We start from the raw sequence: 23,325 nt of genomic DNA, 5'->3' as shown, positions 1-23,325 counted from the left end.
CCGGGGGCCATGTGTCCTGGAATGCCGAGCCCCCGGCGTCGTTCGTGAAGGATTGGCGCGTGACCCTGCTGCCCCGCGCCGCTTCCGTTCTGCTGGGCCTGCTGGCCTGGATCTCAGGCGCGCGGGCCGAGGGCGGTACCGGCCCGCTGCCCTGCCCGCTGGAGGCTGGCTGGCGGCTGGAGCGCCAGCTGGAGCTGCCCCGCCGCAGCGCCGACGGTCGGGAGATCGGCGGCTTCTCGGCCGTCCAGTGGGATCCGGCCACCAGCCAGCTGCTGCTGCTCAGCGACGCCACCGAGGGGGAGCTCCTGCGCTGGAGCGGCCTGCCGGACCGCGGCACGCCGCGCCTGCTGGAGGTGCTGCCGCTGCTGCGGCCGATGGACGGCGAGGCCCTGGTGGTGTTCGACGGCCAGCTGTGGGTGGCCAGCGAAGGCCGCCGCACGCCCGAACGCCAGGCCCAGCTGCTGCGTTTCGAGGCCGGCAGCGGCGCGCTGCTGGAGGCCTTGCCGCTGCCCGCCGCCTGGCAGCCCGGTGCGGGAACGGGCCTGGCCAGCAACGGCGGGCCGGAGTCGCTGCTGATCCTGCCGCCGTCGGCCGGCGGCGGCTTGCCGGCCCTGCTGATGGCGGCCGAGCACCCCCTCCTGCAGGACCCGCCGGATGCGGTGCGGCTGCTGCGCTGGCAGTGGCCGGCGGGCGCCGATCCCCGCACGGCCACGCCCACGGCCCTGCCCCAGGGGGCGCTGCGCCTGCCGGGGGAAGGCTGGGGCCTCACCGACCTGCTGCTGGTGAAGCCGGGCCGGCTGCTGGCGCTCTTGCGCCGCTTCGAGGCGCCGTTCAGCTGGCGGATCCGCCTGGCCCTCTATCCCCTGCCCGCGCCGTCGGCGCACGCCTCGCCGGCGCCGACGGCGGGCGGCGTGGGAGAGCCGCTGGATCCTCTCGCCAGCTGGGACCTGATCGCCGCCGGCCTCGCGGCGGACAACTGGGAGGGCCTCAGCCTCGGTCCGCCGCTGGCGGACGGCCGGCCCACGCTGCTGCTGGCCAGCGACGACAACTTCAACCCCCTCCAGGCCAGCCGCCTGGCCCTGCTCAGCCCGGTGCGCACCGATCCCTGCCCCGCCCAGCCATGAACCGCCGCACCCTGCTGATCGAGCTGCTGGGCCTGGGGGCCGCTGCGCCCGCCCTCGCCGCCCACGCCCGCGCCAGCACCGGTGTGCCCGCTGCCACCCGGCCCCCTGCCACCCGCCTGGATGCCCCGGCCAGCGGCCTGCCCTTCACGCCGCTGCCGGGGCCCATGCCCCTGCCCGGCGACGGCCGCACGGCGGCGCAGCAGCGTGAGCTCTACGGCCGCCTGGCCATCGACGACCGGCTGGAGGTGCCGGAGGGCTACCGCAGCGAGCTGCTGTTCACCTGGGGCGAGCCGCTGGCCGAGGGCCGCTTCGGCTTCAACAACGACTACCTGGCGTTCACGCCCCTGGAGGGCAGGCGGGCCCTGCTCACGGTGAATTTCGAGTACATCAGCCTGCGGCCCTGGATAGAGGGCTACGCCGAGGCCACCGGCAGCACGCTGCCCTTCGCGGAGCTGCAGGAGGCGCTGGCGGCGCGCGGCGGCCGGGTGGATGTGGCGTCGCTGGCGGCGGACGATCCCCTTCGCCAGCCGCTGCTGGCGGTGGCCACCGCCGCCATGGCCGACCTGGGCATCGGCGTGGCCGGCATCGCCTGCGACGCCAGCGGCGCCTGGCGCGCCGACCCGGGCCGCCACGACCGGCGCATCACCGGCCTGAGTGGGCTGGAGCGGCCCCAGGAGCGGCTGCGCTGCAGCGGTCCGGCGGCGGCCGTGTTTCGCCGGCGCCGGCGGCTGGGCTACGACGACGGCCTGGGCGATCGGGTGATCGGCAGCTTCGCCAACTGCGCCGGCGGCCAGACCCCCTGGGGCACGGTGTTCTCGGCCGAGGAGAATTTCCAGAGTCAGGTGGTGGAGCGGGTGTACGCCGACGGCTCCTCGCCGTCGCCGGCGGAGCGGCCCTTCCGCTTCGACGGCAGCCGGCTTGATGGCCTGGGCAATCCCTTCGGCCTGACGGGCAACAAGTACGGCTGGATGGTGGAGCTGGATCCGCGCCGCCCGGAGCAACCGGCTGTGAAGCACAGTTGGCTGGGCCGCTTCCGCCACGAGGCGGTGGCGGTGCAGGCCACCGCCGGCCGGCCGCTGGTGGTGTTCTCCGGCTGCGACCGCCACGGCGGCCACCTCTACCGCTTCGTGAGCGAGCAGTTGGTGCGGGATCCGGCCGATCCCGCCAACTCCCGGCTGCTGGAGCGAGGCCGGCTGGAGGCGGCGGTGTTCAACGCCGACGGCACGGGACGCTGGCTGGCCCTGGCCCCGGAGACGCCGCTGGCGCCGCTGCGCCCCAGCCACTACGCGCGCTTCGATCTCAGCCAGCCCACCCTGCTGCCCCACCGCGACCGCAGCCGGCCCGGCGCCGAGGCCCTGGCCAGCGACGCGGAGGTGGAGGCCTACCTCAAACAGCACCGCCGCCTGGCCGATCTCTATCCGGGCAGCGGCGAGGAGCGGCAGGGGGCGATCCTGATCGACGCCCACCTGGCCGCCAACGCCATCGGGGCCACCCCGGCCGCCCGCCCGGAGGACACCGACATCGACCCGCGCAGCGCCGATCTGCTGATCGCCTTCACCGCCGCCGGCAGCGACGGCGACGGGCGGGCCGATCCGGCGATCTTCCGCGGCCCGAGCGGGGAGGCGAGCTGGCCCTACGGCTGGGTGATGCGCCTGCAGGACGGGCTGCAGCAGGGGGATGCCACGGGGTTCCGCTGGCGCATGGTGGCCACCGGCGGCGCGCCCTGGCAGGGGGGCATGGGATTCGCCATGCCCGACAACCTGGCGATCGACCGCGGCGGCAATGTGTGGATGGTCACCGACCGCTCCGGCGGCAGCAGCCTGGACGTGTTCGGCAACAACGCCTGCTGGCTGTTCCCGGCCAGCGGCCCGCGCGCCGGTCAGGCGCTTCTGTTCGCCACCGGGCCGATGGAGTGCGAGCTGTGCGGGCCGTGCTTCGACCGGGAGGAAACCACCCTGTTCCTGGCGGTGCAGCATCCCGGCGAGCTCCACGGCACCCGCCAGCGCGGCGGCGAGGAGGTCCAGGCCCACACCCTGGAAGACCGCGACGGCGGCCGCTTCGAGCAGCTGCGCCAGGTGCCGCTCGGCTCCAGCTGGCCCTCACCGGTGCCCGGCCGCCCGCCCCGCCCGGGGGTGGTGGCGATCCGCCGCCTCGACGGCCGCCCGCTAGTCTGAGCACGGCTGCGGGTTCACGGCAGGATCTGCCACTGCCCGTCCTTGCCTTTCACCAGCAGAAACTGCTTGGGGAACAGCGAATTGAAGGTCAACATGAAGCAGAACCCGATGTCATTGGGCAGGGCCTCATAGCGCTCAGCCATGCCTGGCTCATGGGGACCGCCGAACAGAAGCTCACCCGTCCCGCGGGCCACCAGCACGGGGCTGTCGGTGGTGATCAGGCGGACGTCGGCTTCCGTGGGCGCTGCCACCCGGACGCCGATGGTATAGCCCGCCTCCAGGCAACGAAGGCGGCGGGCTTCCGGCACATTGATCGTGACCCCACGGTCCGTGGGCTGGTTGGCGATGAATCGATGGGCCGCCTCGAAGTCGGGCGCGAACAGCGATGCACGCTCGCTGATCAGAGCCATGATCGCGGCACGATCGGCCGGCTCGAGGGTATTCACCGCCGGGGCGTCATGCCAGGGTTCCACCTGGGCGAACGGTGCCTGGAACGCGTGCTGCACCCTCACCGCACCTCGCACTTCCCGGTCCTCGCCTCCCCTGGCTGCGTGATTGGTGGTGACCTCGGAGCCCTCCGCCGTGGTGCTGGTGGTGATTGCGTCATCGATTACCTCCCAGCGGAACTGACTGCGGTAGCTCACACGTCCATCCTTGGGGGTGAACCGGATCCGCAACAGGTTGTGACCCCGTCGCAGCAGCGGCTGCAGCTGACTTGCCGGCAACCACAGGGCAGGAAACACCTCGATGCCGATGGCGTCATGGTTCATCACCAGGGCTGATTTCTGCTCCAGAGGCCCCTCCGCCATCGGCACCCCATTGAGCTCCAGTTCCACCACGCCTGGCACAGTCGTGACCTTGTCGACGTCCCTGGCGGCGGGCAGATAGGGCGTGAAACGGAATTGCATGCTCACCGGTTTTGCCCCTGCCGGTGCCGCACCGAGAGCCACCAGCGGCCCCAGCAGGGTGGAGACAACCAGGCCGCGGATCAGCCGCCTCAGCCTTGAAGGAGTCAGTGATCGCCTGGTCTGAGCGCTGCAACACCGGGTGATGCCGCTGCAGGCACCAGTGGCTCTGTTCCTCAGAATCGGCTGCGGATGGGTCGGGCGACGGCTCTCTCCTGCGGCAACGAGCAATCCCATGGCATCAAGACTGATGCCTCCATGATCGGCGGCGGGGTTTCCTGCGCAACGTCCGCAGAGATAATCCTGATCCTGCAGGGGCATCAGGCTGAGACCCGACTGAGCTTGCGGAAATGTGTCGCTCTGAGTACCCCTGATGATCTCCTGGAGGGCATGATTGAAACCTGCTCACGAACCATGGATTGATCCGAGCAGGTCTCCTGCGAGACGCCGTCCATCAACGTCTGGGTTGGTTCTTATTTGGTGATTCCAGCAATTCACTCAGGAAGCGGGTGAGGGTGAAGCCTGGCTCTCCCGGATAGCTGATGTCCGCGATTCTCCACGCACCGGTGCCTGTGGGCTGCATCCGGTAGCGGAGTTGCACCGGCGTACCGGAAGGGCGGTTCAGCAGACCCACCTCCACACTCACCTGTGCCTCGAGACTGTCCTGGCCCGCGGGTGCGCAGCCCAGCACCCGGGCGCCGAAGGTGCGCACCTGGGTGCCGCTGAACACATCGGAATCCACGAAGCGGCCGTCGGCCGGGCTGAGGCGGAAGGCATCGTCGAGCTGCTGATACAACGCAGGGGTGAATCGCTCGCGCTGGCTCGTGAGATCGATCGCACCGCTGGCGTCCTGGCGGGCGACCTGCCAGCGGTAGAGACCATCGATCTGGGCCGTCAATGCCGCAGGGCAGGGCACCGGCCCGGCGCCAGCGGTGCTGAGCGGGGCGAGGGCGAGCAGCAACAGCCCTGAACATCCGGCTGCAATCCGAAGCACCATGCAGCCGAGGGGATCCGCATGCCTCAGGCTATTGCTTCCAAGGTATCCCTGTTGATGCGAAAGGCTCGCCCGGTCCGGGAGCGGATCTCTCCGTGGATCCTCATCGGCAGCTGTTCGGCGGCAGTGCGTCTAGCGTTTGAGTTTCGATCGTCGCTTGAATCCAGTGAACAAACGGATTTATGTGCTCGTCGCTCTCCTGATCCCGTTGCTGGCAGGCTGTGGTCTGATCTGGCGCTGGGCGAGCCTTCCCTTCAGCCTCACTTGCCGGTTGGAGGATGGATCGGAAAAGACCATTCGCGTCGATCCACGACTTCAGCAGGTGCAGGAACTGGATTCCGGCACGGGAGAAGTTCGTGCCACTATCACCACCAATGATCCACCGGATGAACTGGGAGGGGGGATCATCGATGACAGCAAGGTCATCGTTTCCCAAGAGGAGATTCACTGGAACCAGAGGATGTACAGGCCCCAGTTCGTCTCGGAAAGCCACACCATCAACCTGCAGACGTTGCACTATCGATCTGAGCTGACCATAGGCAGTGATTATGGTGCGGAATTCGATACCCAGAGCATGACGGGGACGTGTCGACGAGGCGAGCCTATCTCTTGACCAAAATGATGAGGGCTTAGCTCTCGACAATGGCATCAGGGTGAGTTCTCAGGAAGATCCCAGAGGTAGACCCAGTCACCGTCTGCCATGTAGAGCAGCCGGCCATCAGCTGACACAAGCACTAGTCCGCCTTTCGTCGTTACCGAAGGCAATCCGTTGCCTTCCTTCGCCCATTCGTCATGGATTCGGAGGTTCATGACTGGCTGGCCTCGGATGTCCCGGATCTCAAAAAAGTTATCTGCATACTGCGCGCCACCCAGCACAACGGCAGTGCCACTGGGAAGTGCCTGGAAGTACCCAACCATGGCGTTTTCACGCAGTGTCGTCTGCCGTCTTCCAAGCAAGTCCCATCGCCCAGCCCCGTACCATCCAGCAGCCCAGACATCTCCACTTGCGGTGATGGCCAGAGCATCGAGATTTTCAAGCCCAGTGTCGATTTCACTGAGCAGTCGACCACTCGTCGTGTTCCAGCGGCGAACGGTTCCGGTCTCTTCGCCGATGGCGATGCTGCTGCCAGAGGGATCGAATGCCACTTGATCCACCAGAGATCCTGAGCTGGGATCCTCGAATCGCCTCAGTTGCACCCCCTCGGCATTCCAGAGTGCCGCTGAACCATCTGCATGACCGGTGAGCAGGCTGCTCCCATCGGGTGAGATCACCATCACCCGGGTATCACAACCTTCACAACGACCTGCCTCGCCAGTCGCGGTATTGAAGCTTCCGCGTGGTTCACCCGATGAGCTCCAGCGATGGATGCTGTCGCCAGCGAGGCTGAACAGGAGCTTCCCATCCGATGTGACAGCGACACTCTGGACTTGTAACGGCTTCGGCTGCTGGCGAAAGCGCAACTGTCCGTTCAGCGTTCGCAGTTCGACTGCCCCGGACCGGCAACCCAGCAGCAGGTGATTGCCATCTGGCATGGCAGCCAGGGCCGTCACAACATCGCTGCCTCCACCATCTGGGACATCCCGGCCTGTGCAGACCTCCAGATGTGCTTTCCGTGCCAGGAGCGTTGGGACTGCCGTCTCTGCGGAGATGGGTTCGTGCATCCCCAGAAGTGCCGTGAGGAGCGCTGTCGCGAGGCCATAAAGCCCCAATCCACGCCTTGTCGTCATCCCTGTCGTCATTCTTGTCGTCATCGTGTTGTTGTGATCACCCGTCATGATCACTCTGCCTGCCCTACGCGCCAGATACCGATGCCATGGCCGGGGAAATGGGCTGCCAGTGTGTTGCCATCGCCGCTCAGAGAAGACGGTTGCATCGGCAACCTCGGTCTGGCCGGAGATGACGGCCCTGGCGAACGTAATTGAAGTGTGTGCAGCACCGCTCCGTTCTGGACACTCAGCACCCTGATGGCTCCGTCGTAGCCGGCCAGGAGGCCCCCAGTCGTCCAGTACAGCTGGTGCACCGGATCGGCCGTGTTGAGCATCCGGATCGGGCTGGCCGCGGCCAGATCCCAGATCGTCAGCGGGGGGGTCTGATCCAGGGCGAGGGCCAGCTGCCTGCCGTCCGGGGAGAAGGCCAGGGCGCGAATGCCTTGTCGGCCCTCCAGCTCCAGGTTGCTGATCAGCCTGCCCTCGCCGATGTTCCACACCTCGATCCGGTCGTTCCGGATCCGGTGCGGGAACGCCAGAAGACGGCGATCCGTGCTCATGGCCACCGGAACGGTGTTGCGATCCAGGGTGTTGAGATCCGCGGCAAGGGACTGCAGCCGTCGGCCACTGGAGAGATCCCACACCTGGAGGCTCCGGGGGGCGGGGCTCCCTGCCGAGGCGTCCAAGGACGCCAGGGTCACGAGCCTGTCATCGGCCATGGGATAGGCCACCTCGCCACCCGCCAGACGCAGCCGGGGCCGGCCTTCAGGGAGCGTTCGCACCTGCACCTGCTCCACGGCAGCGGTCACCAGTTCCTGGCCATCCGCCGTGAAGGCCAGGGTGGAGAGGATGTCCGCAAGGGTCTGCCGGCCATCGGGTTTGCCATGCAGGTTGCGGATCCTGTGCTGCTTGCGGGTGGTGAGATCCACGATGTCCACCTGCTGCCTGCCGTAGCGCACGCTCAGCACCGCCAGCCGATGGCCGTCGGCGCTGAGGGCCAGATCCAGGGGGGGGCTCTCGATGCCGCTGACCTCGGCCACAAGGGGGAACGAACCCGAGCTCTCCGGAACTCTGACGCTGATGCCAGGAGGAGAGAGGCTCACCGTGAGCACCAGGGCGCTGATCAGATAGCCGGCCAGGGTGATGCCAGCCCGCTGGCGGGGCTGGTGGAGGGGAGAGCGGGGGAGGGCGGCGCTGATCAGCCCCAGCACCGCTCCGGCGATGGCGGCGGCCGGAACCAGCATCAGCACCATGAAGCCCAGCCAGAGGCCGGCGTAGGGCCCGCCGATCAGCGAGGCCGGATTCGCCTCGATCGGCAGCAGACCGAACAGGAACACCGCTACGAAGGACCCCCACAAGGCAGGGCGCAAAGGGCGTCGCGCCACAGCGGCCACCATGCCGCCCACCACACCGCCCACCACCGCACTGAAGGCAGTCATGCGCAGCAGCTTCGGCAGCACCAGCTGCAGCAGCGTGTCGGCGTCGGGGAACAGTGTCATCGCCGGGCCCGGGCCGCCTCAGTGGATCCGCTCACCGCTGCGCACGGCGGCAGGCGGCGACTGCGGATCGCTGCCAGGCCGCCAGATGCGAGCGCGCAACTCACCCTGATCCCGGGGCTCGAACTCGGCTCGCCAGCCGGATGCCCACACGATCACCACGGTGTCTCCCCTGAGGCGCCACACTCCTCCGGCGGGACGGTCCACGCTGTTGAAGGCCAGGCCGTTGGAGAGCAGGCTCAGGGTGGTGGGCGGCAGGTCGTCCTGCACCGGCCGGAAGCGGTACACCCCCACGGCCCTGGCGACCGCAGGGTTCAGCTGCACCGCCTTGCCGTGGTTGCCGGGTGGCTGGAGCCTGTCTGTACCCGGAGCCCAGGACCATTGCACCGGCCCCTCCGGACCGGTGACGATCGCATCGGTCCAGCCGTCGTCGTAATCGACGCGCACGCCGTTGCCCCAGGGCTGCCAGCGGCCGCGTTCGAACAGCTCGCCGGCTCGCAGGCTTTCACTGCCGCCCAGCGGCGTGCCCTCCACACCACTGGTGCTCAGCGCCCGCCCGTCGGCGCTGAGGCGAACGTTGAAGAGGTTGTTGGCGTTGTCCACCAGTGCCCAGACACCGACGAAGCGCTGACGCTGCTGGCGCTGCTCGGCCGCGATCGCGGACGATGATTGCGCCACCATCGACTGAGACACCGCCTCGGCGGCAGCCGGCGCGGCCACCCCGGCGCCTGTCCTGAGGCCGGCGACGGTGAGCACCAGCAGCGCCGGAGTGAACGGGTGTGGCCGGCGGCAGGGGCGCTGCGCTCTGTGGCGGATCATCTCCATCAGCCGGGCGGCACCCTCACCCGGCAATCCTGGCAACAGCGGCAGCGAATGACCCCGAAGCGCCCGCCGCGGGATCATCAGGGGTTGCTTTGGAGGTCGCGCAGGACCCGCGCCGCGCCATCCTCCACCCTGATCAAGGGAAGGAACAGGCGGTACGGCCAGCCCTCGCCGGGGGGGCGGTCGCGCATGGCGATCAGGTCATGCCTGGGGCCGCTCTTGCCATCGGCGCCCCGGTAGCGCTCGACGGCATGGAACACCGTGAGCCTTGCAGTGGCATAGGCGAGCAGATAGGTGCCTGCCACCAGCAGGAGGCTGCGGCGGATGGCGCGGGGCGCTGCGAAGCGGTGCACGAGGGATCGTTGTTGCATTGGAGCGTGGCTCACTCGAACGCCACCGACACCGACGGGTCGCCCGGCAGACCGAGATAGCGCACGCTGATGCGGCTGTCGGGCGTCGCCGGTGCCGCCGGCAGGAAGGCGCCCAGGCTGAGCAGGTCGCCCGGCCGCAGCTCGATCCCCTCCTGGCGCAGGCTGCGGGCGAGCCAGAGCGCGGCGTGCAGGGGATGCTCCATCAGGGCGGCGCCCCGGGCCCGGCCGAGCTCCACACCGCTGTGCTCCTCGTGTGCCACCACCGTCATGGCGGCCAGGGCATCGTGGAAGGCTGCGGTGGGCTGCACCGGGATCGGGGTGCCCAGCACGCCGGCGCGGAAGCCCACGTTGGTGGCGATCACCGCCGGACCCGTCACGGGGCCGCCGAGCATCAGGTCGGGCAGCTCGATGAACGGCACCACGGCCTCGATGTGGCGCAGCGCCTCCCGAGGATCGCGGGCGCCGGCCAGGCCCGGACCCTTCACCACCACCAGCAGATCGGCCTCCACGTGGGGCATCGCTCCGAAGCGGACGGGGAGGGTGACACCGGAGGGGTGGAGCCCCCAGGCGAACATCGCCCCCCAGGCCGGTCCTTCCACCCCGAAGCGGCGCTGGGTCGCCGGGTTGGTGAAGGCGGCCTTGTAGCCCACCCGCGGCCCGAGCCGGGCGGGGATCTGCTCGATCAGGCGGCGGCGGGCGCAGGCGGCATCGTCGCCCGTGAGGCCGCTGCCGAAGCCGGCGCTGGGGCGGGCCGCCGCGAAGTCGGCGAGGTAGGCCGCCAGCGCCTCCGGCCCCGGGCAGGCGGCCCGGGCCTGGGCCGGCGCGAGCAGCAGCAGGCTCAGGCCGGCGGCGTGGGCGAGCGTGCGGGGGCGGACCATCGCCGGTGCGGACGGTCAGGGCAGCGTGAAGCCCGACTGCAGGTGCCGGAAGTCGAGCATCACCCAGGTGATCCAGACCAGCAGCGCGACCCCACCGGACACGGCGGCCAAGCGGGCGACGAAACGGCCCGCCATCTCCAGAGCACTGATTTCCTTCACCGGCCATCTTCCTGCGGTCCCCGCACGCTAAGCAGGGGTGAGGCCGGCGGTCCGCCCGCTCCACCGCCATGTCCCTGCCCCTCAGTCCGCCCCCGGCCCCACGCTCCAGAGGCCTGGCGCCGCTGGTGCTGCTGGCGCTCCTGGCGGCGGCGGCGGCACTGGCCTGGCAGCGGCTGCCGCCCTTCGGCATGCAACTGAGCCTGGCGATCCTGGGCGCGTCGCAGGCCTACAGCGACCACATCGTCGCCAGACTCCCGGCCTCCGCGCTGCTGCTGCCGCTGGCGGCCTTCGGAGGCGGCCTGCTGGCGAGCGTGTCCCCCTGCGTGCTGGCGATGCTGCCGCTGAACCTCGGTTACATCGGCACGCTCGACCTGCGCAGCCGGCCCCAGGCGATCCTGCGGGTGGGCAGCTTCGTGGCGGGCACGGTGGTGGTGCTGAGCCTGTTCGGTCTGATCGCCTCCTTCGCAGCGACGGTGCTGGTGGTGCATCGCGGCCCGGTGCATCTGGGGGTGGGACTGCTGATCCTGCTGATGGGCCTGAACCTGGGCGGATGGCTGCCCCTGCGGCTGCCCCGCCTGCCCCAACTGCCTGCCTCGGGCGGGCCGTTCCTGGTCGGGATGGGCTTTGCCCTGCTCAGCTCTCCCTGTTCCAGTCCGGTGCTGTTCTCGGTGCTCGCCGCCGCGGCCGGCAGCGGCTCGGGATTGCTGTCCGTGATCACGATGATGAGCTATGCCCTGGGCTACACCGCCGTGATCGCCGCCACGGGCCTCTGGGCCGGCCTGCTCAGCGCATCGAGGCGCCTGCTGCGCCATGGCGACACGCTCACCCGCGTGAGCAGCGCGGTGCTGCTACTCGCCGGTGCCATCTACGTGTTCCAGGGTGCGATCTGGAGCTGGCGGGGCTGAGTGGCGGGTCGCTGCCGCTGAGGCAAGCAGATTGCTCCTGACGTATGACATCAGTGCTATGAGGCGCCAGGACAGGGATGGCTGAAGTTCACGGCCGTTGCGATCCGCGATTCAGCCCGATGGCTGAATTGCTCAGCGCCAATGTCGAGGCAGGGCGTGATGTGGGCGCCTCAGTCGCCGTGACGCTCGATGGCTCCATGGTGGTTGACATCTGGTCCGGCTGGACCGATGCCTCCAGGACCACTCCCTGGCAGGCCGACACCATCACCAATGTCTGGTCCAGCACCAAGACGGTCACCTCACTTGCCGCACTGGTGCTGGTGGATCGCGGTGAGCTGGATGTCTTCAGACCGGTCTGTCACTACTGGCCGGAGTTTGCGGCCAACGGCAAGGCTGAGATCGAGGTGCGGCATCTCCTCTCGCACGCATCGGGGGTTTCTGGATGGGACCAGCCGGTCGACGTTGCCGATCTCGCTGATCTGCAGGTGTCCACGGCACTGCTGGCGGCGCAGTCACCCTGGTGGCCCCCCGGCACGGCATCGGGATATCACGACCGCAACTTCGGCCACCTGATCGGGGAGCTGATCCGCCGCATCACAGGCCAGACGCTGGGGGAGTTCCTCGCCACCGAGATCGCCGGTCCTTTAGCGGCCGATTTCCACATCGGGCTCGACCGGTCGCACGTCCCGCGCGTCTCGAACGTCATCCCCTTCGAGGGCCCCCTCCCCATCGACCTGGTGAGCGATCACCACAGTGTGCGCTACAGGACCCTGAGATCACCCTCATGGGCTCCGCAGGTGTCCTGGACGTCCGAGTGGCGCGAGGCCGAGATCGGCGCCGCCAACGGCCACGGCAATGCCCGTTCCCTGGTCCGCCTGCTGTCGGTGATCGCCTGCTCCGGTGAGGTGGATGGTGTCCGCCTTCTGTCACCGGAGACGGTCGAGCTGATCTTTCAGGAGCAGTCGAACGGCATGGATCTGGTGATTGGCATTCCGGTGCGCTGGGGGATCGGCTATGCCCTCAGAAATGAGGGCCTGACCGCGTATTTCCCCAGCGGCAGGGTCTGTGGCTGGGGAGGTTGGGGAGGCTCGATTGTGCTGGCCGACGTTGACCGACGCATGAGCATCAGCTACGTGATGAACCGCATGGAGGACGGGTCGAGCGACGACCGCGGCCCCGCATTCGTGCGGGCGGCCTACGCCGCCATTGGCATGGGCTGAGCCCTGTTGAGGCGCGTTCCTGCCAGAGTCGAGCAACCCAGCTCCCGACGCCATGGCCCGCTCCCGCATCGCCCTCCTCATGGCCGCCGTCGCGCTGCTGGCCGGCACCGCGGTGGGTTGCGGCTCCGGTCCGCAGGAGAAGGATGACGGCGAGGGCGGTGAGCCGAAGATCGAGCGCACCAGCCCCGAGAACGACGGCTCCGGGAAGGGCCGTGAGGAGGAGAGCGATGAGGAGAAGGACGACGACGATGACGACGACGAGGACTCGTGACCCTCAGGGCTTCACGCCCCAGGGTGTCCATCCCGCTTCGCGGAACAGGCGGTAGGCCACGGTGGAGTTGATGACGGGGTCGAACAGCTGCTCGGGCCTGGTGATGCCCATCGAGGCGATCAGCCGCTGGTTGGCGGCGTAGTGGATCTGGAACAGCCCGAAGCAGTCGCCGTTGCAGCCGCGGGCGGTGGGCGAGAGGCCGCTCTCCTTGTAGGCCACGCTGATCGCGGCGGTTTCATGCTCCTCCGGCCACACCTGGCGGATGGCGGCGAGGGCGTCGGCCTGGGGTGTCTCGCTCGCCAGCAGGTGCGGCGCCACCCACGAGACAGCCACGACCAGCAGCGCCGGCACCAGGATCACGGCCGGACGCGAGAGTCGCGGAAGGGAGCAGCGCATCGCCGCAGCGGGGGGCAGGGCCGAACCGTATCGGCCCCGCAGGGGTGCAGCAACCGGCAGCGGGCACCGGTCAGCCGATCACCGCAAGGCCCCGCCGGTGGATCTCGCGGGCGTGGTCGGTCCACACGCCCTGACCCCAGTAGCGGAAGCAGCTGGTCTCCAGCAGGAGCACGTGGAGGAGCGCCTCCTGGTAGCGGGGCGTGCGGGTGACGGCCGCATCGCCGGCCACCAGGGGGTCGAACACCTGGTGGAAGCGGGCGCTGAGCTGGCCCATGGGCTCGAGCACCTCGGCGTAGCCCTCCACCCAGCTGCGGTCGTCGGTCCAGGAGGCGCCGGCCATCGACAAGCCGGGGTCGCTCGCCTGCAGCGCGGCGATGGCCGCCTCCACGGCTTCGGGGGTGGGTGCGTTCCCCACCTGCTGCCAGAGCCTGTGCTGCCGCACCGCCTGGATGGAGGGAAACGCCGCGGGCTCCACCCCGGCGGCCTCCAGCAGCTCCAGGTATTCGGTGCCGTTCATCGCCACCGTGGCCTGGCCTGCGGCGGCGATGCGCTGATGGGCCTGGAGGAAGGCCGGCGGGAATTCGTTCATCATCACGCCGCCGTTCTCGCCGTCGGCGATCTGCGCCACCAGCGGCGGGATGGCGATGCCGCCCAGCACCACCCGCTCCAGGTCCAGGGCCTGGTGGAAGGGCTGCATCTGACCCACCAGCTTGGTGTCGGAGCCCTGGGTCTTGATCAGCGCCGTGATCGCCACCTCCTCGCCGCTGGAGCTGCGCGCCACGAGCCGGTTGGGGATCACCGTCTGTTCGGGGCTGAGCGCCGAGCCATCGAGGTTCTCCACGCTGTGCTCCTGCACCAGCAGCCAGCGGTAGCCGCACTCCAGCAGCGCCTGCACCAGGGCGAACAGCGTGTCGGGATGGTTGGGCAGCGCCATCTCCGGCAGGGAGAAGCCCTTCACCCGCTGCAGGGCCCCGGTGCCGAACAGGGCGGCGACGTGGTGCTGCCAGGCCTGGATCTGCAGCTTCAGGTCGGGGATCGGCGTGGAGGGGGCCACGGCGTGGCTCCAGAACGTGCCCAGCCACTCCACATGGGGCTGCATGGTGGGATCCGTGGCCAGGAACCGCAGCGCCTCGAGGATGTCGGCGCGGCCCATCTGCTCGATGCCCCAGAGCAGGTTGCCGGAGTAATCGAGCATGATCCGCGGGTTGCAGCCCTCGGCGATCAGCCGGGGGATGAGCTCGGCCATGCGCCGGTAGCAGCGGGCGAAGGGCTCGGCGTTGTGGTTGTCGCCCTCCCCCGGGTGCTCGAGCATCCACTGCAGGTGGGAGATCAGGTCCCCGTTGGCACCGGCCGGAATCGTGGGCTGGTGCATGTGCAGCGCGCAGGCGAAGCCGGACCGGATCGCCTCGAGCTTCAGGTTGGTGCGCGGCAGCGCCACGGGACCTGGCGACCGCACCAGGGCGAGGAGTTCGGCTTCGCGGCCGGCGATCGGCGGCAGGGCGTGGTGACGCAAGGCAGCAGGCAGCAAGCCTCCTAGAGTTGCACCACTCGATGGCTTGCCCGGTGCAGACGCGCGTCCTCGTTGTGGCCGCCGGGCTGATCGCCCTTCCCGCGTTGATTCCCGGTGCGGCACTGGCGCAGAAGCGGATTCCCAAGCTCCCGGGCTATGACGAGTGTCCGCTGGGTTATGTGAATGACCTCAAGCAGCATTGCAATTCACCCATCTACTACGAGATGAGGCCCACTTACGGCAAACCCTGCGAGTCGGGCTGGATGAACGTGGGCGCGGGCTACTGCAAGAAGAAGACTCTGGGAATCTTCTGATTGCCTGATCGCCGCAGCCCCAGCCTCAGCCCCACCATGCGCCGTGTCTCAGCTGCCGGGTTTGCCGGGGTCTGTCTGGCTCTGTCCGGCTGCGGGATGAACCGGGAGCCCACACAGGGGGCTTCCGCCGCAACGGAACCGATCAAGATCACGCTCGACCTGAGCGACCCCTCGATGAGTTTCGGGGTGCTGACCCGCGGCGAGGACCGCACCGTGTTCCAGGTGGGGTTCGGCAGAAACGGCATCACCTGCGCCGGCAGCCGCTTCGAGGAGGGCTACACGCCGCTGGGCCGGTTCAAGGTGAATGCGATTCTCAGCAACGACCGCTTCGTGATGGAGCCGGCGCTGATCGCCCAGTCGGGCAGGACCGAGCAGGAGCTGAAGGCCACGCTGTTCCGCAACATGAACGCCATCGACTTCAGCGGCGATGGTCAAACCGGCGAGTACGGCATCGGCTATGTGAGCCTGGCCCCGGTGGACAGCGTCGAGCAGCCCTTTGCCTTCAACACCTACGACGGCCGCTTCCGCTGGTACAGCTTCGCCATCCACGGCAGCAACAACGACCAGCGCATCGGCCAGCAGGTGACGGGTGGCTGCCTGAACGTGGCCGAGCCCGTGCTCAAGACCCTGCTCGAGACCGTGCGGCTGGGCGATGAGGTGGTGATCAGCGCCCAGGGGCCCTGCACCCCCTGAAGGCAGGTCCCCGTGCGGGCCGGGAGGGTCAGAAGGAGTCTTCCGTCTGGCCGGCGAAGCGGCCGGTGTAGCTCTCGCTGCCCTGCAGCTTCTGGAACACGAACTGGCAGATCGCGGTGCCGGGAACCACGGCCAGGGGAGCGGGGCCGAAGTTGCTCATCTCCAGCACCTGCTGGCTGTCGATGCCCGGCCCCATGAACGGGGCGCTGATGTGCACCATCAGCCCCAGCCGTGCGAAACGGCTGCGACCCTCCAGCCAGCCGCAGAGGCCGGGCCCCAGGCGCAACCGCTCCCGGGTGATGCCCAGCACCGTTTCGCCCGGCATGATCAGGATGTGCTCGCCAGGGGGCACCGCGATCTTGTCGGTGAGATCCCGGTAGTCGGTGTGCTCGCGCACCTCGATCACCGCGTGCACCTTGCGGAACACCCGGAAGAAGGGGGCGAGGGTGAGGTCGAGCGAGGCGGGGCCCAGGCGCTCGGGATCGAAGGGCGTGACCGTGATGGAGCCCTCTTCGATCGCCTGCAGGATCGCCTCTCTCCCGAGAACGGCCATGGGTTTCCGTGGGGGTGGTTCCGTGGGGGTGGGCGGTTGTGGATTGTGTCAGCACGTCCGCCAGGGATCAGCGGAATCTCTTCCGATCCCGCGAGCGCGGCTCGACTATGCATGGTGGTGACCCCAGGGAACGTCCCATGTCCAAGGCCCAGCTCACCGCCTTCATGGTCAAGGTGGCCGCCGATCCCGCCCTGGAGGCACGGGTGAATGCCGCTGCCGATGCGGCCGCGGTGGTGGCGATCGCCCACGAGGAGGGCCACAGCTTCTCGCCGGCCTCCTGGACCCGTCACCTGCGCGGCTGAGGTCTGCAGCGCCCGGCGCCGGGCCCGAGGCTGGTGCTTCAGCAAGCCGGGCCCGACCGGGGATCATGGGCCCAGTTGCCTGAACCGATCGCCATGAAGCTGCCGGAAGGATGGTGGGTGTGGCTGGCGGTGCTGGCGCTCAACGCCATGGCCGGTGCCATGTGGTTTGTGAATCGGGGACTGGAGCGCCCCGAAGCCGGAAGCAGCCTCTGGGCCGCACTGCGCTCGGTCAGCTTCGGTGGAGCGGGATAGGCGCTGCTGCCGGACGCATGCGCATGAGCCCCATCGACCAACCGCTCATGCTCCTGGACCTGCTCGGCCACGGATCTGCCAGGCAACAGCCAGCCCGGCCCCGGCGCAGGACATCGCCCGGCGGATCCTGGGAAACGGATGGTGGGCCGCGTGCTCACCGGCAACGGCATCACCCACTACGGCAATGGCCTCTACACCCAGATCGGCGCGGAGGAGCTGAGCGACAGCGAGCGCGACATGCTGCTGCAACTGTGCCGCCAGCGGCTGGACTGGTTCCGCGAGCAACGGGGTGAGGAGGTGGCTTGTTTGTCTGTTGAGAAGCCTGCGGCTTCGGCCATCACTCCCGCCAGCGGAGCCCGATCAGCGGCTCGGTGAAGGTTCGGATCGCCATCAGACATCAAGACTCAGCCTCAACCACCTGGTCCAACTGCTGAGCCAGAGCTGGGATGCTCTCGGAAATGAGCTGCCAGATGGTGTCCTCTTCGAGGCCGAAGTAAGCGTGCGCCAGAACATCGCGGAGGCCAGAGATGCGTCGCCACGGCACCTGGAGATGCCGGTCACGAACCGCCGGAGGGATCTTTTTCGCCGCTTCACCCAGCAACTCCCGGTTGCGCAGCACAGCATCAACCACCATTTCGTCAGAAAAAAATTCTGCTGGGTCAACCCATTGCTGTATTTGAGGATCTTGGTGCAGGACACCTGCATATCCAGCAGGAACAGTGACCAGTTCCGGGAACGCCCCCGTTCAGGCAAGCGGAAGGGCCTCCTGCTCAATGCGCTGCCGCAGTTCAGGGCGAAGACCCCGGCGGGTGACCAGGTCAACCCGGACGTTGAGCAGATCTTCCAGGGCCAGCTTGAGGTCCATGTACTGCTCGAAACTGGGGCTGGAAGGGAAGTCCACCAGAAGGTCCACGTCGCTCAGCCGCCCTGCCGCGCCGTGGATCACGGAGCCAAAGACACAAAGATCCTGGCCACCATGGGCGGCTGTGAGCCTGAGCAGCTCGGGCGCCAACTGCCTGAGCCGCTCGAGAGTGGGTGGCTGACTGGGATCCATCGCTCCCATTCTGCTGCCAGCCCCTCGCCCCCGCCACGTCCACAGGCCACTCTGGCTGAATGCCCCCGCACCCCTCCCCCACTTACGAGCGCCTCCGCGAGTACATCGCCCGGCGGATCCTGGGAAGTGCATGGTGGGTCGGGTGCTCACCGGCAACGCCATCACCCAGTGCTGATCAGTGCCTCACGATCAGAGCCTTGCGGCTCAGCTGGATCAGCGCGTGGGATTCAAACAGCCTGATCAGCTCAGGCAACACACCGATCAGGAGGGCAGCCAGTTCCTGGTTGCCGATGTTGCCAGTGGCCACGATCAGCAGCCTGGCAGGGCTACCGCGCAGGAGATGACTCTGAATGAAATCATCATCCTTGCTGAATGCCACCCGTCCATCGCCGTCAGCGACGGAAGAGATCGTCAGGTCAGTGCTGCGATTCCCCTCAGGAAGATCAACCGTATGAAGCACATCACAGCCCATCGTTTCCAGCTGCTTGACGAGGGATCGAGGCAGCTGGGCATCCAGCAGGATCTTCATGCAGGCAGAATCTCAACCCGCTGAACACGGGCCAGGTGTGCCGCGTACTGAAGTACTGCCGTGATGTCGGCGGCTTCGAGGTCGGGATAGTCGGCAAGGATGTCGGCCGTACTCATGCCGGCGGACAACAGATCAAGCACCATCTCCACGGGATAACGCAACCCCCGAATGGTTGGCTTCCCATGGCACACCTCAGGATTGATCGTGATGCGGGTGAGCTGGTCTTCCATGGGGCTCTCTTGCCAAGGCCAGCCTACGTGCGACAGATGGTCTCGGCTGTGAGGCAGCTGGGGGGATGCCATGGCGAGTGAGCTTCTCCCCCACCGACGAGCGCCTCCGGCACGCCATCGCCCAGCGCATGCGCATGCGCTCCATCATCCAACCGCTGATGCTCATGGAACCGGCCTTGGGGGAGCAGCCCCCGGGTGCCTCAAAGATCCAGGCTGCCGATCAGCTCCTCGATTGAGCAGCCCACCTGGCTGGCCACGTCCTTGAGGATCTGCCGCAAGGTGCCAACCCTCAGGGGCTTGTGGGCCGGAATCGTGAGGTGCTGCTGCTGGCCGGCGGAATCTCGGGTCAGCCGCATGTGACTGCCCGTCTGGCGAGTGACCGCGGAACCCTCACAGGGCCAGCAGTTCCTGCCTCACGTGATGGAGGCGGATGAGGGGCGGCGCCTCGCCGGGATCGAAGTGGCAGACGACGGCGTCGCGGATCTCCCGGTGGAGCTCCTCAAGGGTGTCGGCCTCGGTGTGGATCGCAGCACCGGCTGCGCTGGCCCGGAAGGAGCCGTCCTCCGCTTCCTGGACCACGAAAAGGATTTCCTGCATGGCGCCCTCCAATGGCACCAGTCTTGCAGTGGCGGGCGGGATGCTCCCCCTGTCTGGGCAAAGGGACTGGGGCGGCACAACCACAGCTGGAGCCGGGTGGGCTGCAGCCGCAAAACGACCGCACCAGAAACGATCCCAGCAGGGGGTTCCGCCTGACGGGCCGCCCAAAACCACACCTGGTCCAAATGCCGTGTTGCCGCCACCATCGCCCCATTCCCCCAAACCCCTCCCTCACCTACGAGCGCCTCCGGCACACCATCGCCGAGCGGATGCGCATGGGCCTCATCGACCAACCGCTGATGCTGTAGCCGCAGGCTTCCGCGCAGCGGTTGGAACTGCTGGGCCACGGATTTGCCAGGCAACAGCCAGCCCGGCCCCGGCGCAGGACATCGCCCGGCGGATCCTGGGAAACGGATGGTGGGCCGGGTGCTCACCGGCAACGGCATCACCCACTACGGCGATGGGCGCGACGCGCTGCTGCAGCTGTGCTGCCAGCGGCTGGATGGATTCCGCGAGCAACGGGGTGAGGAGTCGGCCCGATCATCCCCAGGAACCAGCTCGGCGCCAGGGTTCTCACAAACCTGCAAGCCGCCGTTAGGCTGATTACCTCGGCTTTCAGGCTCTGCCGGCACGGGATGTGGTGAAAGATCTGCTGACCCTGCCCCTGGCACAACGTCTGGAGTTGGTGCAGACCCTGTGGGATTCGATCGCCGCCGAACGGATTGGCACTGAACTCACGGCAGCCGATCGCCAACTGATCGATCAGCGGCTGGAGAGCTTCCTGGCGGACGGCGATCCTGGCCTCGATGCTGACCAGGTGCTGGACACCCTGGGGCAAACCCTCTGAGCATGGAGCTTCGGCTCCGCCCTGAAGCCAGGCTCGATCTCGAGGCTGCAGCTCGGTGGTACGAAGCTCAGGAACAGGGCCTGGGCCGGCAGTTTCTGGATGAGGTGCGCCTGACCTTCGAGCGCATCCGCGCCAACCCTGAGGCCTACCGCTATGGCGTGATCGATTTGCCGGTTGCCGCAACCGGCATCAGCGTGGTGCTGGCCGTTCTGCATTGCGGTCGCGACCCCAAGCTCTGGCGGGAACGCTCGAGACCTTGAAACCGTTGGTCTCAAAGGCCGAAGCCTGATCGGTCTGCCATGCCCCCACACCCCTCCCCCACCTACGAGCGCCTCCGGCACACCATCGCCGAGCGCATGAGCCCCGTCTATCAGCCACTGATGCTGATGGAACTGCTCGGCCGCCGCAGCCCGGCCCCGGCGCAGGACATCGCCCGGCGGATTCTGGGGGAGGACGTGACCCAGATCGAGTACACCACGGAGCGGGTGAAACGGATGGTGGGCCGTGTGCTCACCGGCAACGGCATCACCCGCTATGGCGATGGGTTCTACAGCCTGATCGGCGCGGAGGAGCTGAGCGACAGTGAGCAGAGCGCTGCTGGAACGTCGCCGCCAGCAGCAGGATCACCTGCTCCTGGCAATCCAGGGGGTTCATGGTGGGTCTCCTTAGCAGTCGACGATGCTGGGTTTGCAGCTCAATTGTTCGTTTGCCGCTCAATCAGCGAGCTAACGGTGAGCCCGAGGGGTGGCAGGTCACGTGCCACGGTTTCCCAGACCTGCTCCAGATTCACACGCAGATAATCATGAATAAGAACGTCCCGCATGCCGGCGATGGATTTCCAAGGGGTGGCAGCTTCGCGATCGCGAAGGTCCGAGGAGAGATTCTTCACAGCTTCGCCGATCACGATCAGGTTACGAATCACTCCATCCTGCACAAGCGTGGAAGCCAGAAAAGCTGTGCGGCCTTCCGTCGTGTAACGAGCGATGCGCTCAAGGGCTTCGGAAATGCTGGTGAGGTAAAGGAGATCCTTGCTCACAACGCCGTTGCCTGCGCGATGACCTGATCGCGGATCAATGGATGCAACTGCGCTGCTTCCGCCAGATCCACCTGGCAATTCAACAGAGCTTCCAGTTCCTGTCGAAGAGCGATCACCTCCAACAGGGAACAGCCCCGCTCCAGATCCACCAGAAGGTCAAGGTCGCTGCCGGGCCGATCCTGGCCGCGAGCCACCGAGCCATAGATCCGGAGGTTGCGAGCCCCATGGCGGTGAGCGACGGCAAGCACCTCCTCTCGGGCTGCCTGAAGCCGCCGGGAAAGGGAGTTGGCCTGGTTCGACGGCGCAGCCATGGACCCATTCTGGACTGCATCCCCGCCGAGGGCGATCGGCTCGACACCCCTCGCCGACCTGCTGCAGCATCCGGGGGCCGCGGTGGCGGTAGCCGTGGATCTGATTTCCGCCGGCAAGGGGGGCCATCGACTCCGCGTGCTGCCGCGGAGTGGGAGAGGGACTGGGGCGGCACAACCTCACCCGGAGCCGGGTTGGCTGCAACCGCCACGCGCCCGCGCCAGAAGGGATCCCTACAGGGTCGCCCTCCTGACGGGCCGCCCAAAGCCTCGCCTGGCCCAGGCGCACGGCAGTGCCCCTTGGCCATTCACACCGCGCCCAGTTTCCCCACCCCCGCCACCAGCTCGAGTAGACCCTGCCCAGAATGGCGGCATGACCAGCGTCGTCGCTCCACCGATCGACCAGCGCCTCCAGGGGATGGCTGCTGTGATCCGTCAAAGGATCCCAGGCGCGGAAGTGCGCCTGTTCGGCTCCCGGGCGCGTGGCACAGCGGGGCCGGAATCGGACATCGACCTGCTGATCACCGCACCGGATGCCTGGCTGGAGCGCCACCATCGCTTCGAGGTGCTCAACCAGCTCTGGGACGATCTGGCCCAGGCGGATGTGTCCCTTGATCTTCTGCTCTATTCCCAGCAGGAGTGCCAGGAGCGCCGCCACTGGCGCAGCCACGTGATCGGCAGGGCCTACCGGGAGGGGCGGTTGCTGGATGGTGCTCTCTGAGGCGGAAGGCCTGCTGAAGATCGCCACTGCCGATCTGGAGACGGCTGAGGCCAGCAGCGATCCAGCCGTGTTCCGGGAGGGTGCCTGGGGGTTCTGGCTTCAGCAGGCGGTGGAAAAGGCGCTCAAAGCCTGGCTGCTGCATCTGGACGTTGATGCGCCGCTCACCCATGATCTGCGTCGGCTGCTGCTGCTGCTGCTCGCCGCAGCCGGTGAGAGCACGGCAGATCTGGAGCCGCTGGCTCAGCTCACGGTCTATGCCGTGCAGTTCCGTTATGACGCTGATCCCACCCCTCTGGGGCTGGATCGAGCGCACGACAACCGTCAGGTGAAAGCGCTGCTGGCGCGGGTGAACGCACTGATCCTGCCAGGTTCTGACAGTGACCCTTGATGGGGTCTCCCATGCCCCCGCACCCCTCCCCCACCTACGAGGCCTCCGGCACACCATCGCCAAGCGCATGCGCATGAGCCCCATCGACCAACCGCTGATGCTGTAGCCGAAGGCTTCCGCGCAGCTGTGGAACTGTTGGGCCACGGATTTGCCAGGCAACAGCCAGCCCCGCCCCAGCGCAGGACTGGGCCCGGCGAATCCTGGGCAGCACATGGTGAGCCGGGTGCTCACCGGCAACGGCTTCACCGCAACCAGCATCGGATCCACCACCTTGATCAGCGGCCTGCCTGGGCTCATGGGTTGGGCCGATCGGTCTGTAGCCGTGAGCGAATCCAGAGTGGATCGCGTCGACAGTCGAGGATGGCGTAGATGTCGATTCTTGCCTCCTCCACCAAGTAGTAGAGCGCAAATGGGAATCTTCTGATCAACAGCCGATGGAAGCCGTGGGGTTCCCCCAATTATGAGGACAGGTCCATAGGGGTCACGCCATGACCACCAGACTGTCCATCGATGACCAACCCCACCAGAACCCGGCGCCGGTTCACGGCGCAGCAGAAGGCGGAGGCCGT

General features: G+C 67.7%; 34 protein-coding genes and 1 pseudogene. 16 read left to right on the top strand and 19 right to left on the bottom strand.

Features of this window, described 5'->3' with window-relative positions; translation table 11 throughout:
• Nucleotides 1-59: 59 nt before the first annotated feature.
• A complete protein-coding gene (locus tag KBY90_RS06195) occupies nt 60-1,124 on the top strand; it encodes an esterase-like activity of phytase family protein (protein ID WP_254967622.1) in 1,065 nt (354 codons plus the stop codon).
• Nucleotides 1,121-3,298 (top strand): PhoX family phosphatase, encoded by a 2,178-nt coding sequence (locus KBY90_RS06190; protein WP_254967621.1) that lies wholly within the window; start codon nt 1,121-1,123, stop codon nt 3,296-3,298. The genes KBY90_RS06195 and KBY90_RS06190 overlap by 4 nt, the downstream gene beginning before the upstream one ends.
• A 14-nt stretch (nt 3,299-3,312) precedes the next feature.
• Here the strand turns inward: KBY90_RS06190 and KBY90_RS06185 are convergent, their stop codons facing one another.
• Together KBY90_RS06185 and KBY90_RS06180 are read right to left on the bottom strand one after the other, a co-directional pair.
• Nucleotides 3,313-4,524, bottom strand: a complete 1,212-nt coding sequence (locus tag KBY90_RS06185; protein ID WP_254967620.1) for a hypothetical protein — start codon at nt 4,522-4,524, stop codon at nt 3,313-3,315.
• A gap of 133 nt (nt 4,525-4,657) precedes the next feature.
• Nucleotides 4,658-5,164 carry a DUF3828 domain-containing protein gene (locus KBY90_RS06180; protein WP_254967619.1) on the bottom strand — a complete coding sequence of 169 codons (507 nt, stop codon included), beginning with the start codon at nt 5,162-5,164 and terminating at the stop codon, nt 4,658-4,660.
• 217 nt (nt 5,165-5,381) lie between these two features.
• On the opposite strand from KBY90_RS06180, the gene KBY90_RS06175 reads away from it, so the two are divergent.
• Nucleotides 5,382-5,810, top strand: coding sequence for a hypothetical protein (locus tag KBY90_RS06175; protein WP_254967618.1), 429 nt, complete (start codon nt 5,382-5,384; stop codon nt 5,808-5,810).
• Between the two features lie 35 nt (nt 5,811-5,845).
• On the opposite strand, the gene KBY90_RS06170 is transcribed toward KBY90_RS06175, so the two are convergent.
• The 6 genes from KBY90_RS06170 to KBY90_RS06145 all read right to left on the bottom strand — a co-directional run bounded on the left by KBY90_RS06170 (nt 5,846) and on the right by KBY90_RS06145 (nt 10,630).
• Nucleotides 5,846-6,973 carry a WD40 repeat domain-containing protein gene (locus KBY90_RS06170; protein WP_254967617.1) on the bottom strand — a complete coding sequence of 376 codons (1,128 nt, stop codon included), beginning with the start codon at nt 6,971-6,973 and terminating at the stop codon, nt 5,846-5,848.
• A 2-nt stretch (nt 6,974-6,975) separates the two neighbouring features.
• On the bottom strand, nt 6,976-8,403 hold the full coding sequence (locus tag KBY90_RS06165; protein WP_254967616.1) for a WD40 repeat domain-containing protein: 1,428 nt from the start codon (nt 8,401-8,403) through the stop codon (nt 6,976-6,978).
• 18 nt (nt 8,404-8,421) lie between these two features.
• The gene (locus tag KBY90_RS06160; RefSeq protein WP_254967615.1) at nt 8,422-9,219 is read right to left on the bottom strand and encodes a hypothetical protein; all 798 of its coding nucleotides are present in this window, start codon (nt 9,217-9,219) and stop codon (nt 8,422-8,424) included.
• Between the two features lie 83 nt (nt 9,220-9,302).
• A complete protein-coding gene (locus tag KBY90_RS06155; RefSeq protein WP_254967614.1) occupies nt 9,303-9,593 on the bottom strand; it encodes a hypothetical protein in 291 nt (96 codons plus the stop codon).
• 11 nt (nt 9,594-9,604) lie between these two features.
• The gene (locus KBY90_RS06150) at nt 9,605-10,471 is read right to left on the bottom strand and encodes a 2-keto-4-pentenoate hydratase (RefSeq protein ID WP_254967613.1); all 867 of its coding nucleotides are present in this window, start codon (nt 10,469-10,471) and stop codon (nt 9,605-9,607) included.
• Nucleotides 10,472-10,486: 15 nt separating this feature from the next.
• Nucleotides 10,487-10,630 (bottom strand): hypothetical protein, encoded by a 144-nt coding sequence (locus tag KBY90_RS06145; RefSeq protein WP_254967612.1) that lies wholly within the window; start codon nt 10,628-10,630, stop codon nt 10,487-10,489.
• Between the two features lie 68 nt (nt 10,631-10,698).
• Between KBY90_RS06145 and KBY90_RS06140 the strand changes: the two genes are divergently transcribed.
• From KBY90_RS06140 to KBY90_RS06130, 3 genes are all read left to right on the top strand, one after another.
• The gene (locus KBY90_RS06140; RefSeq protein WP_254967611.1) at nt 10,699-11,535 is read left to right on the top strand and encodes a cytochrome c biogenesis protein CcdA; all 837 of its coding nucleotides are present in this window, start codon (nt 10,699-10,701) and stop codon (nt 11,533-11,535) included.
• A 77-nt stretch (nt 11,536-11,612) separates the two neighbouring features.
• A complete protein-coding gene (locus KBY90_RS06135; RefSeq protein WP_254967610.1) occupies nt 11,613-12,755 on the top strand; it encodes a serine hydrolase in 1,143 nt (380 codons plus the stop codon).
• Between the two features lie 79 nt (nt 12,756-12,834).
• Nucleotides 12,835-13,026 carry a hypothetical protein gene (locus KBY90_RS06130; RefSeq protein WP_254967609.1) on the top strand — a complete coding sequence of 64 codons (192 nt, stop codon included), beginning with the start codon at nt 12,835-12,837 and terminating at the stop codon, nt 13,024-13,026.
• A gap of 3 nt (nt 13,027-13,029) precedes the next feature.
• Here KBY90_RS06130 and KBY90_RS06125 read toward each other — a convergent pair whose 3' ends face one another.
• Nucleotides 13,030-13,422 (bottom strand): transglycosylase SLT domain-containing protein, encoded by a 393-nt coding sequence (locus KBY90_RS06125; RefSeq protein ID WP_254967608.1) that lies wholly within the window; start codon nt 13,420-13,422, stop codon nt 13,030-13,032.
• A 70-nt stretch (nt 13,423-13,492) separates the two neighbouring features.
• Nucleotides 13,493-14,935, bottom strand: coding sequence for a glycosyl hydrolase family 57 (locus KBY90_RS06120; RefSeq protein WP_254967607.1), 1,443 nt, complete (start codon nt 14,933-14,935; stop codon nt 13,493-13,495).
• Between the two features lie 50 nt (nt 14,936-14,985).
• Here KBY90_RS06120 and KBY90_RS06115 point away from each other — a divergent pair, with 50 nt between their 5' ends.
• Both KBY90_RS06115 and KBY90_RS06110 read left to right on the top strand, forming a co-directional pair.
• Entirely contained in the window at nt 14,986-15,246 is a 261-nt protein-coding gene (locus tag KBY90_RS06115) for a hypothetical protein (RefSeq protein ID WP_254967606.1), read from the top strand.
• Nucleotides 15,247-15,342: 96 nt separating this feature from the next.
• Complete coding sequence (locus KBY90_RS06110; protein ID WP_254967605.1) at nt 15,343-15,939, top strand: L,D-transpeptidase; 597 nt, start codon at nt 15,343-15,345, stop codon at nt 15,937-15,939.
• 28 nt (nt 15,940-15,967) lie between these two features.
• Here KBY90_RS06110 and dcd read toward each other — a convergent pair whose 3' ends face one another.
• Nucleotides 15,968-16,492, bottom strand: a complete 525-nt coding sequence (gene dcd / locus KBY90_RS06105; RefSeq protein ID WP_254967604.1) for a dCTP deaminase — start codon at nt 16,490-16,492, stop codon at nt 15,968-15,970.
• 137 nt (nt 16,493-16,629) lie between these two features.
• On the opposite strand from dcd, the gene KBY90_RS06100 reads away from it, so the two are divergent.
• The 3 genes from KBY90_RS06100 to KBY90_RS06090 all read left to right on the top strand — a co-directional run bounded on the left by KBY90_RS06100 (nt 16,630) and on the right by KBY90_RS06090 (nt 17,421).
• Complete coding sequence (locus KBY90_RS06100; protein ID WP_254967603.1) at nt 16,630-16,794, top strand: Nif11-like leader peptide family RiPP precursor; 165 nt, start codon at nt 16,630-16,632, stop codon at nt 16,792-16,794.
• A gap of 93 nt (nt 16,795-16,887) precedes the next feature.
• Complete coding sequence (locus KBY90_RS06095; protein ID WP_254967602.1) at nt 16,888-17,046, top strand: hypothetical protein; 159 nt, start codon at nt 16,888-16,890, stop codon at nt 17,044-17,046.
• 138 nt (nt 17,047-17,184) lie between these two features.
• A complete protein-coding gene (locus tag KBY90_RS06090) occupies nt 17,185-17,421 on the top strand; it encodes a hypothetical protein (protein ID WP_254967601.1) in 237 nt (78 codons plus the stop codon).
• 22 nt (nt 17,422-17,443) lie between these two features.
• On the opposite strand, the gene KBY90_RS06085 is transcribed toward KBY90_RS06090, so the two are convergent.
• From KBY90_RS06085 to KBY90_RS06060, 6 genes and pseudogenes are all read right to left on the bottom strand, one after another.
• Nucleotides 17,444-17,680, bottom strand: coding sequence for a DUF86 domain-containing protein (locus KBY90_RS06085; protein WP_254967600.1), 237 nt, complete (start codon nt 17,678-17,680; stop codon nt 17,444-17,446).
• Between the two features lie 111 nt (nt 17,681-17,791).
• Nucleotides 17,792-18,058 (bottom strand): nucleotidyltransferase family protein, encoded by a 267-nt coding sequence (locus KBY90_RS06080; protein ID WP_254967599.1) that lies wholly within the window; start codon nt 18,056-18,058, stop codon nt 17,792-17,794.
• 217 nt (nt 18,059-18,275) lie between these two features.
• Entirely contained in the window at nt 18,276-18,629 is a 354-nt protein-coding gene (locus KBY90_RS06075; protein WP_254967598.1) for a DUF5615 family PIN-like protein, read from the bottom strand.
• Nucleotides 18,626-18,859 (bottom strand): DUF433 domain-containing protein, encoded by a 234-nt coding sequence (locus KBY90_RS06070; protein WP_254967597.1) that lies wholly within the window; start codon nt 18,857-18,859, stop codon nt 18,626-18,628. The genes KBY90_RS06075 and KBY90_RS06070 overlap by 4 nt, the downstream gene beginning before the upstream one ends.
• A 200-nt stretch (nt 18,860-19,059) precedes the next feature.
• A pseudogene (locus tag KBY90_RS06065) lies at nt 19,060-19,227 on the bottom strand (type II toxin-antitoxin system HicA family toxin); the annotation flags it as partial.
• 22 nt (nt 19,228-19,249) lie between these two features.
• On the bottom strand, nt 19,250-19,456 hold the full coding sequence (locus KBY90_RS06060; RefSeq protein WP_254967596.1) for a 2-oxoisovalerate dehydrogenase: 207 nt from the start codon (nt 19,454-19,456) through the stop codon (nt 19,250-19,252).
• A gap of 185 nt (nt 19,457-19,641) precedes the next feature.
• Here KBY90_RS06060 and KBY90_RS06055 point away from each other — a divergent pair, with 185 nt between their 5' ends.
• The 3 genes from KBY90_RS06055 (at nt 19,642) to KBY90_RS06045 (ending at nt 20,563) form a co-directional block, all read left to right on the top strand.
• Complete coding sequence (locus KBY90_RS06055; RefSeq protein ID WP_254967595.1) at nt 19,642-19,764, top strand: hypothetical protein; 123 nt, start codon at nt 19,642-19,644, stop codon at nt 19,762-19,764.
• 332 nt (nt 19,765-20,096) lie between these two features.
• Nucleotides 20,097-20,303, top strand: coding sequence for an addiction module protein (locus tag KBY90_RS06050; protein ID WP_254967594.1), 207 nt, complete (start codon nt 20,097-20,099; stop codon nt 20,301-20,303).
• A 2-nt stretch (nt 20,304-20,305) separates the two neighbouring features.
• Nucleotides 20,306-20,563 (top strand): type II toxin-antitoxin system RelE/ParE family toxin, encoded by a 258-nt coding sequence (locus tag KBY90_RS06045; RefSeq protein WP_254967593.1) that lies wholly within the window; start codon nt 20,306-20,308, stop codon nt 20,561-20,563.
• 434 nt (nt 20,564-20,997) lie between these two features.
• Here KBY90_RS06045 and KBY90_RS06040 read toward each other — a convergent pair whose 3' ends face one another.
• Entirely contained in the window at nt 20,998-21,339 is a 342-nt protein-coding gene (locus KBY90_RS06040; RefSeq protein ID WP_254967592.1) for a DUF86 domain-containing protein, read from the bottom strand.
• Nucleotides 21,336-21,650: a nucleotidyltransferase family protein gene (locus KBY90_RS06035; RefSeq protein ID WP_254967591.1), complete on the bottom strand. Its 315-nt coding sequence runs from the start codon at nt 21,648-21,650 to the stop codon at nt 21,336-21,338. The genes KBY90_RS06040 and KBY90_RS06035 overlap by 4 nt, the downstream gene beginning before the upstream one ends.
• A gap of 370 nt (nt 21,651-22,020) precedes the next feature.
• On the opposite strand from KBY90_RS06035, the gene KBY90_RS06030 reads away from it, so the two are divergent.
• Together KBY90_RS06030 and KBY90_RS06025 are read left to right on the top strand one after the other, a co-directional pair.
• Nucleotides 22,021-22,368 carry a nucleotidyltransferase domain-containing protein gene (locus KBY90_RS06030; protein ID WP_254967590.1) on the top strand — a complete coding sequence of 116 codons (348 nt, stop codon included), beginning with the start codon at nt 22,021-22,023 and terminating at the stop codon, nt 22,366-22,368.
• Nucleotides 22,355-22,756 (top strand): HEPN domain-containing protein, encoded by a 402-nt coding sequence (locus KBY90_RS06025; protein WP_254967589.1) that lies wholly within the window; start codon nt 22,355-22,357, stop codon nt 22,754-22,756. Before KBY90_RS06030 ends, KBY90_RS06025 begins: the two co-directional genes overlap by 14 nt.
• Nucleotides 22,757-23,325: the final 569 nt, after the last annotated feature.

Origin of the sequence: Cyanobium sp. CH-040, from assembly GCF_024346135.1 — a bacterium.
In the GTDB taxonomy this organism is placed as follows: domain Bacteria; phylum Cyanobacteriota; class Cyanobacteriia; order PCC-6307; family Cyanobiaceae; genus NIES-981.
This window is presented reverse-complemented; position numbering and strand designations above follow the sequence as displayed.

Coding starts and splice junctions, on each gene's coding strand:
- KBY90_RS06110 (WP_254967605.1), top strand. CDS start 15,343: ATGAACCGGGAGCCCACACAGGGGGCTTCCGCCGCAACGGAACCGATC.
- KBY90_RS06140 (WP_254967611.1), top strand. CDS start 10,699: ATGTCCCTGCCCCTCAGTCCGCCCCCGGCCCCACGCTCCAGAGGCCTG.
- KBY90_RS06030 (WP_254967590.1), top strand. CDS start 22,021: ATGACCAGCGTCGTCGCTCCACCGATCGACCAGCGCCTCCAGGGGATG.
- KBY90_RS06035 (WP_254967591.1), bottom strand. CDS start 21,650: ATGGCTGCGCCGTCGAACCAGGCCAACTCCCTTTCCCGGCGGCTTCAG.
- KBY90_RS06160 (WP_254967615.1), bottom strand. CDS start 9,219: ATGATCCGCCACAGAGCGCAGCGCCCCTGCCGCCGGCCACACCCGTTC.
- KBY90_RS06190 (WP_254967621.1), top strand. CDS start 1,121: ATGAACCGCCGCACCCTGCTGATCGAGCTGCTGGGCCTGGGGGCCGCT.
- KBY90_RS06155 (WP_254967614.1), bottom strand. CDS start 9,593: ATGCAACAACGATCCCTCGTGCACCGCTTCGCAGCGCCCCGCGCCATC.
- KBY90_RS06125 (WP_254967608.1), bottom strand. CDS start 13,422: ATGCGCTGCTCCCTTCCGCGACTCTCGCGTCCGGCCGTGATCCTGGTG.
- KBY90_RS06095 (WP_254967602.1), top strand. CDS start 16,888: ATGAAGCTGCCGGAAGGATGGTGGGTGTGGCTGGCGGTGCTGGCGCTC.
- KBY90_RS06135 (WP_254967610.1), top strand. CDS start 11,613: ATGGCTGAAGTTCACGGCCGTTGCGATCCGCGATTCAGCCCGATGGCT.
- KBY90_RS06025 (WP_254967589.1), top strand. CDS start 22,355: ATGGTGCTCTCTGAGGCGGAAGGCCTGCTGAAGATCGCCACTGCCGAT.
- KBY90_RS06085 (WP_254967600.1), bottom strand. CDS start 17,680: ATGGTGGTTGATGCTGTGCTGCGCAACCGGGAGTTGCTGGGTGAAGCG.
- KBY90_RS06045 (WP_254967593.1), top strand. CDS start 20,306: ATGGAGCTTCGGCTCCGCCCTGAAGCCAGGCTCGATCTCGAGGCTGCA.
- KBY90_RS06150 (WP_254967613.1), bottom strand. CDS start 10,471: ATGGTCCGCCCCCGCACGCTCGCCCACGCCGCCGGCCTGAGCCTGCTG.
- KBY90_RS06090 (WP_254967601.1), top strand. CDS start 17,185: ATGGTGGGCCGCGTGCTCACCGGCAACGGCATCACCCACTACGGCAAT.
- KBY90_RS06130 (WP_254967609.1), top strand. CDS start 12,835: ATGGCCGCCGTCGCGCTGCTGGCCGGCACCGCGGTGGGTTGCGGCTCC.
- dcd (WP_254967604.1), bottom strand. CDS start 16,492: ATGGCCGTTCTCGGGAGAGAGGCGATCCTGCAGGCGATCGAAGAGGGC.
- KBY90_RS06185 (WP_254967620.1), bottom strand. CDS start 4,524: ATGCCCCTGCAGGATCAGGATTATCTCTGCGGACGTTGCGCAGGAAAC.
- KBY90_RS06060 (WP_254967596.1), bottom strand. CDS start 19,456: ATGCAGGAAATCCTTTTCGTGGTCCAGGAAGCGGAGGACGGCTCCTTC.
- KBY90_RS06075 (WP_254967598.1), bottom strand. CDS start 18,629: ATGAAGATCCTGCTGGATGCCCAGCTGCCTCGATCCCTCGTCAAGCAG.
- KBY90_RS06070 (WP_254967597.1), bottom strand. CDS start 18,859: ATGGAAGACCAGCTCACCCGCATCACGATCAATCCTGAGGTGTGCCAT.
- KBY90_RS06165 (WP_254967616.1), bottom strand. CDS start 8,403: ATGACACTGTTCCCCGACGCCGACACGCTGCTGCAGCTGGTGCTGCCG.
- KBY90_RS06100 (WP_254967603.1), top strand. CDS start 16,630: ATGTCCAAGGCCCAGCTCACCGCCTTCATGGTCAAGGTGGCCGCCGAT.
- KBY90_RS06170 (WP_254967617.1), bottom strand. CDS start 6,973: ATGACGGGTGATCACAACAACACGATGACGACAAGAATGACGACAGGG.
- KBY90_RS06055 (WP_254967595.1), top strand. CDS start 19,642: ATGCCGTGTTGCCGCCACCATCGCCCCATTCCCCCAAACCCCTCCCTC.